Genomic DNA, 11724 nt, shown 5'->3' on the forward strand with positions numbered 1-11724 from the left:
ATGGAACTATCGGGGTCAGATTAGTCCCCGAGAGGGCGGCATCTTGGGATGACCACCTGTATGACACCGACCGCCGGGGCGGGAGACGTTGACGCCTCGCCCCGGCCGTCGGTCGGATCAGCCGTGGGAGATGAATCCGCTGAACAGGCCCTCGGACTCGCGTCCCTCCTCGGGAGTGCCGAACAGCAGTGCGCGATCGAGGAAGGTGTTGCTCAGCTCGCACGAGGTCTCCGGGACGAGCACGCATGCATGACATGCCGCCAGGTTCAGCGCGTCGGTGCCGGACGCCGTCGACTCGATGCAGACCGGGTCGGACGAGCACCACGACAGACGGGTCAGCCCCTCACGCAGCACGCCTGCGAAACTCTCGGGTGCGGCCTGCGATGCCACACCTCCGAGGCTGCCCGCGGAGTCCGAGCTTGCCGTGTAGACGAGGATGCCGGCCATGTTGTCGTCGACGTAGAGCCGCTCCCGCAGCGAGGCCGCCGGGTAACCGGCGTCCAGGGAAAGCTGGTCGATCAGGACGTGCGCGAGGGTGTGAACGGCGACCTCCACGATGTCGACACGCGGCGCCTCGGGACGTCCGAACTCCGCGGCCCTGCGCCCGGCAGCCGTCTGGAGCGCTTGCTGCCGCCCCTGCGCGAAGGACTTCGCGGCCCATTCCGCGAGCTTGGCACGATCCAGTGCGATGAAGACGCCTTCACCGATCACCTCGATCGCCGGCAACCAGTTGGTGCGATGACGCGACAGGTCACACAGGCCCTCCGAACCGGGCTCCGTCACGCCGTCGAGGCGCGAGAACCCGTACAGCGCACGGACCTCGCGCAGTCGCGTCACCTTCCGGACGTCTGTCATCAGCTCGGGCAACGACGAGCCCAGCGGCATCGGAAGGCACACGAAGTCTGCCTCGATCCCGATGTCCTCCCGCCCCGTCATCAGGGCGCTGAACTCGTCACGACGCAGTGCGTCCTCGCTGACATCGTCGTCTGCCTCGGCGCCGCGCCGCCGTTCGATCTCCGCGGCGATGTCCGCGGCAGAGTATTTGTCATTGGACAGCTTCGTGACTTTCTCAAGCACCTTTGGCGGAACCGGATCGAGATCCTCGAGCAGGACCCAGTGCTTGTCGACCAGTTTCGCCAGCGCTTCCGAGTACGGGGGAATGGAGATCGCCGACCGCACCGCCGGGAACCACACGTTCGACGCACCACGCTGCAGCACCCGCGGAGTCTCGGCACAATCCTGTTTCGCTTCAGCACCCAGCCACGGCCGCGCACCACTGCAGGTGCCGAATTCGGCGAGTGCCTTCGGCCCGAAGGTTCCGTCCAAGTTCTTCGGGGCGACACCGCAACTGCACTTGAGGACGAGGTCGGCGAGCGAGGACGTGCGTCCGAGGGACACCATCTTCATCTCATGCTTGGTTCCCTCGCCCCACGCCGCCCCCTTGTGGAGCCACCGAAAGTACGGGAACTCGTCGATGTGGCCCTTCGAGCAGGCAGTGATGAGACGGAACGGTGTCAGCAGCGGCTTGTCCTTGCACTGAGCACATTTCGCGATGTTCCAGTCCTTCGCCAGGTCGAACAGCGAACCGATGCGACGGCACTTCGGATTCGGGCAGACCTGTGTCAGCGGGAATCGGATCACGGGAACATCGCGCCCGTCGCGCGAGCCCGCGGGCGGTGACTTCAGTTCCGCCACCCGCAGAGAACGCGCCAGGCGCGGCTCACTCACCGGTCGAGTCCGGTTCTCGTGCCATTCATCCAGCCCGACGATCATGAAACTGGTCGTCTCCGACGGGAAGAGCCCGCCGATACCGTACGTGCTGAGAAGTTGACCCCTACGGGCCTTCGCTCCGGTCGTCATTACTTCCTCTTCATCGGAATCTGGTACAGGCCGCTCTCCGCGTCGACTTCACGCATACTGCGCATCGTCGGCCACGGGGCCTCCTCCTGGGAGTAGTCGATGTGGTCGTTCGTCAACGCGTCGGAGGGGTCGACGAGCAGTGCAGCGTCGAGGTTGCGCACGTTCTGGTACCGCATGTTCGGCTTGGCCTCACCCGCGTCAGCCCACACGGTGAGCAGCTCGTCCACCTGGCGTACCGTGTCCGCACGTTCGCGTTCGCTTTCCGCGTCGCCCGGATTCGCCGGATCCTCGAGGACCACTGCCGCCCGCTTCGCGATCAGATCGGCGATCTTGCGCAGGTCGTCCCAGTTGTCCTCGGCAAGGTACGCGGCCGTGTCCGGGGTGAGTCCCGGCACGAGCAGGCGTGCCAACGACACCAACACACCATGCAGACCACGATCGCGGGCCCGTGCGGCGAACGGCGTCGCGCTCGTAGCCTCCACCGCCCGATACAGCGCCTGGTGGTACGGGACGAAGCTCTCGTAGTGCGAACGGTCCCGCGAACGAGCCGCGTTGAAGATGGTGACTACGAGGCCCGGATACTTGCGGCCCACGCGGCTGGTCGCCTGGATGTACTCGGAGCTCGACTGAGGCTGGCCCATCACCGTCATCAACCCCAGTCGGTCGATGTCGACACCGACGGAGATCATGTTGGTCGCCAGCACGACGTCGTCCGGATCACCGTCGGCCAGCGTCGCCTCGATCTGCTTGAGGCGCAGAGGAATCTCCGAGGAGGCGACGCGGCTGGTCAGCTCGTTCGCCGGCTTCAGTTCCCGCCCCTCGGTCTCCTTCCTGTTCGCCACCACCCGCAGGCGCTCGCGGACGTCGCCCTCCACCTGGAGATTCGCGCTGCCGAGGACACGGAGGCTGTTGAAGTAGCCGAGCAACGTCCAGTACGGATCCCGCGTTGCATCGTCGCCGTCGATGTCCTTGGCCCCCTGCAGCAGCGCGGAGTACACGCGCACCATCAGAGTCGCGTGGCTGGAACCCGGTGACATCACGCCGACGTACTCGCGGGTGCCGTGAGTCTCCCGTGGTGCGGGCTCAGCGAAGAACGACTCGTCCGGGTTGATGCCCGGCGGCGGGAACTGTGCTGCCCGACGCGCGAAGACGGATCGGATCTGCTTCTCCGCGCGCCGGATCGTCGCGGTCGATGCGATGACCTTCGGCCGGCCACGGTCGTCCGACTCCGCGAGGGGATCGGTCGAGCACGCCGCATCGACCGCCGTCTCGTAAAGGCCGACCATCGAGCCCAGGGGACCGGAAATGAGATGCAGCTCGTCTTGAATGATCAGGCTGGGCGGGTGCCCGACACCGTCGCGGGCAAAGAGCTTGCCGACGTCTTCCTTCCACGCCATCGCAGCGAATTTGTCGACGGTGCCGAGGATCAGCTCGGGACGCTCCCGATAGATGTCCTCGTCGACAACGTGCACCGGGAGCCCGGTTGCGAAGTCGCAGCCGACGGTTCCGCACGCGATCTGAAGGTGTCGTTCCGGCGACTTCACGATCGCGTAGTTGTTGTGGTCCATCAGCGTTCCGCACCAGGGGCACTGAGTCAGCTGCACGGGGTTCTTCTCCTGCAGCTCACGCCCGGACGCGAGGTCGCTCAGCGATCGACGAGCCTCAGCCAGCGTGTTGGGCGTGCCGCCGCCACCGACCCACAGTCCGATCGAGAACGGCAGGTCGCCGATGTCTCGGTTCGCCTTGCGCACCGTTTCAAGCGAGCACATGAGCATCGTCGCCCGCTCGAATTGCTGAATGGTGAGCAGCCGCAGCGTGTAGCGCATGATGACGGCGACGCCCTGCGCCTCGGGGTCGCCGAGCCTGCGGTGCAGGATGGAGAACGCGACGAGACCCAGGTACGCCTCCGTCTTGCCACCACCGGTCGGGAACCACAGCAGGTCCGCGATCTCCCGATCCGGGTGGTGCCTGTCGGCGAGTCCCGGAAGGTTCAGGAGGATGTACGCGAGCTGGAACGGGTACCAGCCGTCCTCGGCGCCGTCACCGACCGTCCCCTTCGCTCCCCCGCGAACCCAGTCCTGTCGCGCACGCTGCAGCTGCATCGCGTGGTTCGACAGGCGGAAAGCTCGCATGCTCACCGGGTCGTCCCGGAGCAAATCGATTCCCGCCTCGATACGGTCGGCGGCGATACCCGCCGCCTTGACGTGCCGGCGTGCCACACCGAGCAACTCAGCATGGACATCGGCCTCACCCGACGACAGGTCGCCGTCCAGAGCCTTGATCCACTCGCGGTACCGGCTTACCAATCCACGCAGGCTGGCGATGACCTCGTCATCGGAACCGCTCGCCAGGAACGACATCCGGAGGTTCACGGACTCGTCGACCAGACCCGGTCGCGCCCGCGACACCTCGTAGGTGGGCAGGAACGTCGTCGCAACACGGTTCACGGCCTCACCTGAGGCTGCGATGTCCCACTTCACGGCGCAGCCGTGTCCGATCGCGAACGTGCGCTTGTTGCGGTACAGCAGGGCCGAGCTGTCGAGGTCCTCGTCGTGACCGATGTTCACGTGGCTGGTGCGATCGACGATCGCCGGCACCACAGTGGAAATGCTCAGCCCCACCTGGAACCAGGCCTTGCCGTCGCGCATCTCGCCCTTGGCGACCGCGTTCGTGTTGCGCAACGCCACCGAGATCGTGGAGACACCGTCCCGTGGAGGCCTCACATAGACGTACAGCTGAAGTCCCTCGACGACGTCCTTGATCGGCCCGACCACGCCGGGGGAACCAACCGACAACGTGAGCGGCTCGATTTCCAGGGGCACCCGCTGCCAGTCGCCGGAACGCTTGTCCTTCGCCGCGACGGCGCCATCGCCATCCACGCCTGTGCGGACGTAGCTCGCACCTTCGATCCCGATCGTGATGTCCTGAGCGTCCGCGAGCCGGACCGAGAACGTCAGGCCGACCGACGACGGGTATCGCATCAGGGCTTGCGCAACAGGGCTGTCGTCCGTCGACTCGCGATCCGCGTCAGCGCCGTCCGGTTCCGGGGTTTCCTGTCGTTCATCGTCGCTCGGCCACAGCGCACCGACGATGTACCGGTCGAGCGGCGGCTCCGCGATGGTCTCGTTCTCACCACCGCCGGGACCGACGACATCCGCCGCCAGCTCGTCGACCATCTCCGTCCTGAACCGGTACTTCTCATCCAGGGACGTGTCCCGCGAACTCACGAAATCTCCTCCATGTTCGACCAGTCAGGTTGTGCCAGACCGATGACTCGCGGCGCGAGCCACAGCCCGGAAGTGCTGACATCCAGTTCCTGTGAGCGTCTCGGGTCCCCGGCAACGGTTTCGACCGACACAACGGAGAGCCCCGACAAAGTCGCCGGCCACGAGCCGCCGCGCATGCTGAATGCCTTGACAAAGGACTCGTTGAATCCCTCACTCGTACGTCCGACCACACGTCCGTCCTCGGTGCGCAGAACGTAGGACGGCAGGTCCTCGGTGGACTGCGCAACGTCCAGGACCGCCTCCACAGGCGCCCCGACGAGATCCTCAGAGAGGAGATTATTCTGGACGACGTTCGCGTTGTCCTCAATCGAGGCCGGCACTTCGACCTCAACGTCCCTGCACTGGAACTCGACCGCCTTCGTGCGCTTCTTCTTCGTCTTCCGATTATTGACCCGCTCCTGAATCCGACCGGGCAACCAGTGCATGTCCTGGTACAACGCGTACGTCCTCGGCAGTTCACACAGATGGATCGTGTCCTTCGCCCGGCTCAGGGCGACGTACCGTGACCGGACCGCAGCCCACGCATCCTCGTCCTCCCACGTGAATGCCCGGTCGACGAGGAACACCCGATCGAACTCCAGCCCCTTGGCCCTGTGCACCGTGGAGACGATGACGTTGCTCGCATCGGGCTCGGTCAGGGTCAGCGGAAGGGCTCCTGACTTCACCAACGCCCTGATCCGAGCCACGTTGAGTGCGTCGATCCGACGCGCATCGCCTTCCGCCGCTTTGAGGAGATACCAGGCGTCGTCGCCTCGTTCCTCACCGAGGATCCGTTCCAGCGCCTCCTCGACCTCGGACCGCCTGACGACCACGCCGTCCAAGGAACCGAGCGCCTGCGCGACCCATTTTGCAGCACCGAAATCCTGCGCCTGGCGTCGTACAGCATGGCGAATACCGTTCTCGTTGAGGTACTTCGAGACCCGGAGAACTTCGCCATTCGTCGCGCACAGGACGGCGGTAGTCGCGCCGTCCACAGACAGCATGTCCGCCCACTCGTCGATCTCGCCCAGGGGGAGCAGCTTCGACTCGAATTCGCTCAGTGCAGCTTCCGCTTCGTGCGCCTCCGACATGTCTCGGAGTCTGTACCCCAGCTCGACGACCGCACGGGGATCGGCGCCACGCGCCCTATAGTTCTCCCCCAGCCCGACGGTTCGCGCACCGAACTCGTCCCTCAGCGCCTCGAAGACCTGCTGCGACGACGTCTTGCTCCTCGATTCGTCGAGCTGGAAGTCGTAGATGCCCTGGAGCGGATCGCCGAGCGCGGTGACTCCCACATCGGGATCCAGCCTGCGCAGGAGCGCCAGTACGAAGTCCGCGCGGTCACCGACGAGATCCTGCACCTCGTCCATGACGACGTGCCGGAGCGATTCCACGTCGAACGGCGTCTCGTCTGATTCCACCAGGACCTTTGTAGCTTGCCGGATCCGGGCCTCGAACGATCCGACAGGCTCGATGTCCGCGTCGAGCAGAATCTGCCCGGCGAAGGAGTCGAACGTGCGCACGTTCGCCGCCGCCACCTCGCGCAGCTCCAGGCGTGTCCGGACCGCGGTCACCGCGGCCCGCGAAAAGCTGAGCACAAGGACTTCGGTCGACGCCGACAGCTGCTCCTCCTCGACGAGGAATCCGATCCGCGCAGCGACGACCTCCGTCTTGCCCTGACCTGCGCCGGCGACCACCACCAACCGGTCCTCGATCGGCGCCTCGACGACCGTCCGCTGCACGTCATTGAGCTCCAAAGGCTCGGACACCACTACCGCCTCCACAATCCGTCGAAATGATGGAACGCGAGCTGCGTCCCGAACGCGTCGATATTGTCTTTCACGTTGACGATGAGGACCTCCTCCGAACCGCCGTTCGCAGGACCGCGGAGTCCACGACCGATCATCTGCTGGTAGCGGTTGGGGCTGAAAGTCGGCCGCGCGACGTAGACCGCGCCCACCTTCGGTGCATCGAAGCCCTGCGACAGCACGTTGTAGTTGGTCAGCACCCGGATCTCACCGGACCGGAACTTCTGAATGAGCCGGCGCCGCTCCGGTGCGGGTGTGAACCCGTCGATGGACGCTGCCGGGATTCCTCCGCTGGAGAGCACGGCGGCGAGGACCTGTGCGTGCTGGACGGAGGCCGCGAAGACCAGCGCCGTCATGTCGGTGGGCAACTTTTCCAGGGAATCGAGAATGGCGCGGTTCCGGTCGGTGTCCGCGGCGACGGCATTCAGATCGATGCGGTAGTCGTCGAGGTGCATGGCCTCGGCCTCGGACGCCTTGCGCGGCTTCCCCGGCGTCAAGGTCATGCCGTCGAGCTCGAGGTGCCTCACCCGCGCGAGGATTCCCATCTCCTGCAGCACCTCGTGCGGATCACCGTCGAAGACGCCGTCGGTCAACAGGTTCGCGTCGTAGCGGTTGATGAGGGCCTTCGTCTGGTCCTCGTTATGGCCACGGTACGGGCTAGCCGACAACCCGAGCAGGGCCCGATCGCGTTCCTTCGTTCCGCGCTTGAGCCACCTGAAGAGTTCCGTGTAGGTCTTGCTGATCGACGTGTGCGCCTCGTCCACCAGAACGACCTCGGCATTCGTCAGCCATTCGTGATTGCTGCGACGCGCCAACGAGAGGAGTTTCGCGTCGGTGGCCACCACGAGGTGCGCGCCGTCGTCCGCGGGCGCCGCGTCGTTGGCTCCCCACAGCCGGCTGATCGTCAGACGTGCACCGGCGGGCGCCAACGCCGACCAGGTGTAGGACCATGTGTCGACGGCCTGTTCACACAGCTCCTCGGACTGCGCGATCCAGATGATCAGCGGCTCGGTGTCGGATTGCTTGACGTGACGGATGAGCGACTCCACCGCCACTCGCGTCTTTCCCGATCCGGTCGGCAGTGCGACGATTCCGCGGTTGTCACCACCCGGACGCAGCATCTCCAGGAGGTTCGTCACGACACGTTCCTGGTAGTCGTGCAGCGGTGGAAGCGCAACCGGGCCGATGACCTGGAACCGCGCCGCAGGCGCCGACACCCGGGAGCCCGCGTAGTCGGGAGACAATCCGAGTTCCTTCACCGCCGTGGCGGCTTGAACACCGCCCGACAGTTTCGGGAGCACAACGCCCTTCTCCTCGATCGCAGGAGCGAGTCGGGTCAGGAGGCTGGAACCGCGGGAGGCGCGAGCCATCCCGGCGATCTCGTCTGGCGTCAGCTTCTTGCCGAGCCGCCGCTCCGCCAGCGCCTTCGCGCCCGCCGGGATCTCCTTTTCGAGGGCGTCTACACCCGCGAGCATCACAAGCTTGCGGTCCTCGTTGGCTTCAGCCTTGACTCGCTGGCGCAGCCGGTTCGCCTCCCCACGCGCGCCGATGGTGTGGACCTTCTGCCGGTCGGCAGTAGACACCGAGAGATGGAGTTCCGCAACGACGAGTTCAAGCAGGCGATCGTCGGACAGATCGTCTCGGAAGTAAATGGACTTCTCGCCGTCACGCAGGAGGATATGTTCGGTGACGGAGTTGCCGGTGCCGCCGTCCGTCGACAGCTCGACCGACAGCTCCGAGCACGGGGTCAGGTTGACATCGGGCACCGTGGGCACGAAGGCACGGAGGCCCGGGAACTTGTCGGCCAGCGAGATCGGGTCGCCCGATGCCGCGACCATCACCGTCCGGCTGATGACGGTTCGAGCGTCGACAAGTCCCCAGCGCTGCATCAAGGCTGTCATCGTGCGTTCGTCCTCGGCGAGCACCGCCGGGTACCCGGAAGCGGTCATGGCGTCGTAGTCGGGCCGACTGTCGGTTACGTACGTCTCTTCGGGCGCCGTCAGTGTCTTCGCGGCGGCATGCGTCACGCCGAGCTCATCGGGTGCCGGCGCTCCCACGAGCGCGGCACGCGAGTACAGCTGGTTGAGTCGGTCCTGGTCGAGATAGCGGAAGGGCCGCGCCAGGATCCGCTCCCAATCTCGCGAGTCGATACGATCCGCCAGCCCCAACAGCTGGGCGTGCTCGGGGGAAATCCTTGCAACGGGCAAGACCTCGTCTGGCACGCCAGCGATCGAGGCAAGGGACTCACGGACCGGCCGCAACCCGTACGCCGTGTCCACGACGCCGTGCTGCCGCACCCACCACACCGCCGGGTTCGTGTATGGCATGGCGAGGCCGGCCGAGCTGGTCGCGTCGAGTGTCCACGCTTTCGTGGACACACGAAGCACGTGATCGGTGAGAGCCTTGCGACCCTCCTCGCTCAGCTGCTCAGCCATGTCGAGTCCGCAAAGGGCGGTGCCTGACAAGATCCGCACTCGTGCCGCGGTCACTCGATGCCCGTGATCCGCAACCCAGGTCACGTACGCTGCGCGCGCCGCGTCTACCCAAGAGGCGAACCAGGCCTCGCTCTTGTCCGGCTGGCCGAGCGTCGGCTCGGACGAGGCACCGATCGCCCGCAGCAGTTCCAGATCTCTTGCGTGGAACGCTGTGTCGATGGCATGTGATACATCGCGCGAACCATCGGCGGGCACGATGACGCCCGGCAGTAGAACATCGGCGACAGCGGCGTGACGGCGCGCCAGCGTTCGCACGGGAGCGCCTCCGGCGCCGAAGGCAGTCGATAGCACGGAGGCTGCATCCGCAACCCGCAAACCGCGCGTCAACGACCAGAGCTCTTCGAGCATGGCACCGGTGACCGCCGACTCGGTCATTCGCACGACATGCGCCCGCAGACGACCGAGTTGATCGAGCCGACCGATACCGAGCGCGGCGAGCGCAGTCGCGGCATCGCCGTCGGCGACGACGGCTGGATGAACGAACTCAGCTCCCGTCTCGTCGTCCGACTCCGGCAGAAAGATCTTGCCTGCAGACGGGAGTCTCAGCGAACCGTCCGCCGCGAGAACGAACTTCGCCCGTCGCATGTCGAGCATGTGGTCGGAGGCCTCGGTATCGACAAGGCGAGCAAGCTTGATCGCCTCCTGCGACCCCACCACACCAGCGCCCGCGGCGAGGTCATGCAGCCACTCGCCGACACCGTACGGCTTCGAACCTGACAGACCCACAAGGCGTTCCGCCTTGTAGCGACGTTCCGCGGTCCGGTCGACGGACCCGTGAACCCAGTCGGCGGGACGACCCGCGACCGCAGCCCACCGCGGCTTCCACGAATCGAAGTCGGACAGGAAGCCGGGCTGGAGTTTGATCTTCTCCGGGAGGGTCAGCATGCCGTCCATGTCCGGAAGACATGGCACCCGCGATGCCGCCTTCAGGATCGGCTCGTTGATCGCGTCGTCGGCCCAGGAACGGGCCTCGCGCCCGCGGCTCGGTAGAAGGTCGAGGATGGATCCGGGGTCATCGGGGTCGACCAATTCGGCCAGATTCGACGCAACGAGGTCTGGCAGGACAGAGAGCAGGATCTCGCGGTTGTAGAGTCCGTCCAGAATGTCGTGGCGGTCTTCATTCGTCTTGAACGGCGCGTTCACGATTCCTGTGAGGCTGGTACCGGAGTTGGTCGGGAAGTACGACCAGAACGATCCGACCTTGTTGCGCCCCTTCAAGGGCACAGCCCACGCCACGTCCACGACGCCACGGCCGGAGATCTCCCCTGCATCTTTGCGTGCGTCGGCACTCGGTTTGTGCGATGCCCGGAAGACGTTCCATGTGCTCTGCAGGTTCCCGGAGGTGAGCACGATCCGGCTGCCGTCCCGCTCGGCCGACCAGCTCTGGTCGTCACCGGAATCGTCGTTCCGGAGATCGATCGCGTTGACGTGCTTCGCGAACAGCAGGAACTCCGACGGAAACGCGAGCAATTTGTCGCCGAGCCAGTCGGTATCGCCGACGAGGGGAAGCCGCACGATCGTGGAGGCCCACCGCATCAAATCGGCAAGGACCATGTCCGACTTCGCCGCTTCGTACGGATCGAACGGGAAACCAATGCGCAGCACCGGCGTTCGCGACGCAGCCGGGTCGATCGCACGCACGAGGTCGGCGCTGGCCCCGCGATCGAAGCGGATCGACACATCACGGCTGATGATCTCGGGTGCGTCACAGATCCCAAGGACCGACTTGAAACCCAGTCCAAACCTACCGATCTCGTCGTCGCGCTTGCGGGAAATGTGCGATGCCATCAGGGTCTCGATGCCGGTCGCGGTGAGCGGACGACCCTCGTTCGCACAGTAGAGCACACCATTCGACAGCACGAGCGCGATTCGGCCGCCCGCATGAACCATCGCGTCCGCGGCGTTCTGCACGAGCTCGTGGAGCTGCTTCCGGCCGTATCCACCCTCGATGTTGGAGAGCTCGATACCTGCATCCTGCTCGATCAGATTTGGTTTCGCGCCGTACGCCGCGAGGCACTGTTCGGTCTGACTCCGAACATGATCGGCCAGCACCCCTTCACGTCCGATCCACTTCTCCGTCAATGCTTTTCACCCCTGGCTCGTCGGTCCGTTCAACAGCCCGCCCCCGACGTGGTGTCGCCTGCGGTATGTCGACCGACGTACGCCCTTTGTTACAGACAATTCGGGCGCCCGGTGCCGAGCCCTAGAACATTGCCAGATGCCACCGACAAAGTTGGAGTCGTGCGTTCGACGGACACGACAAACGCTGGGTGAAGCCGCGGGGGAGGCACCTCA

The 11724-nt window shown here is 65.5% G+C and carries 4 protein-coding genes; all 4 read right to left on the bottom strand.

What is annotated here, in order from left to right:
• Positions 1 to 117: 117 nt before the first annotated feature.
• From drmB to JOE46_RS09800, 4 genes are read right to left on the bottom strand one after another with little or no spacing between them, the layout of a single operon-like run.
• Complete coding sequence (gene drmB / locus JOE46_RS09785; protein WP_209927090.1) at positions 118 to 1860, bottom strand: DUF1998 domain-containing protein; 1743 nt, start codon at positions 1858 to 1860, stop codon at positions 118 to 120.
• Positions 1860 to 5087 carry a helicase-related protein gene (locus tag JOE46_RS09790; protein ID WP_307861271.1) on the bottom strand — a complete coding sequence of 1076 codons (3228 nt, stop codon included), beginning with the start codon at positions 5085 to 5087 and terminating at the stop codon, positions 1860 to 1862. Before JOE46_RS09790 ends, drmB begins: the two co-directional genes overlap by 1 nt.
• A complete protein-coding gene (locus JOE46_RS09795; protein ID WP_209927091.1) occupies positions 5084 to 6910 on the bottom strand; it encodes a UvrD-helicase domain-containing protein in 1827 nt (608 codons plus the stop codon). The genes JOE46_RS09790 and JOE46_RS09795 overlap by 4 nt, the downstream gene beginning before the upstream one ends.
• Complete coding sequence (locus JOE46_RS09800; protein WP_209927092.1) at positions 6898 to 11511, bottom strand: DEAD/DEAH box helicase; 4614 nt, start codon at positions 11509 to 11511, stop codon at positions 6898 to 6900. Before JOE46_RS09800 ends, JOE46_RS09795 begins: the two co-directional genes overlap by 13 nt.
• Between the last annotated feature and the right edge of the window lie 213 nt (positions 11512 to 11724).

Source organism: Rhodococcus sp. PvR099 (genome assembly GCF_017833315.1).
Classification (GTDB): domain Bacteria; phylum Actinomycetota; class Actinomycetes; order Mycobacteriales; family Mycobacteriaceae; genus Rhodococcus_G; species Rhodococcus_G oryzae.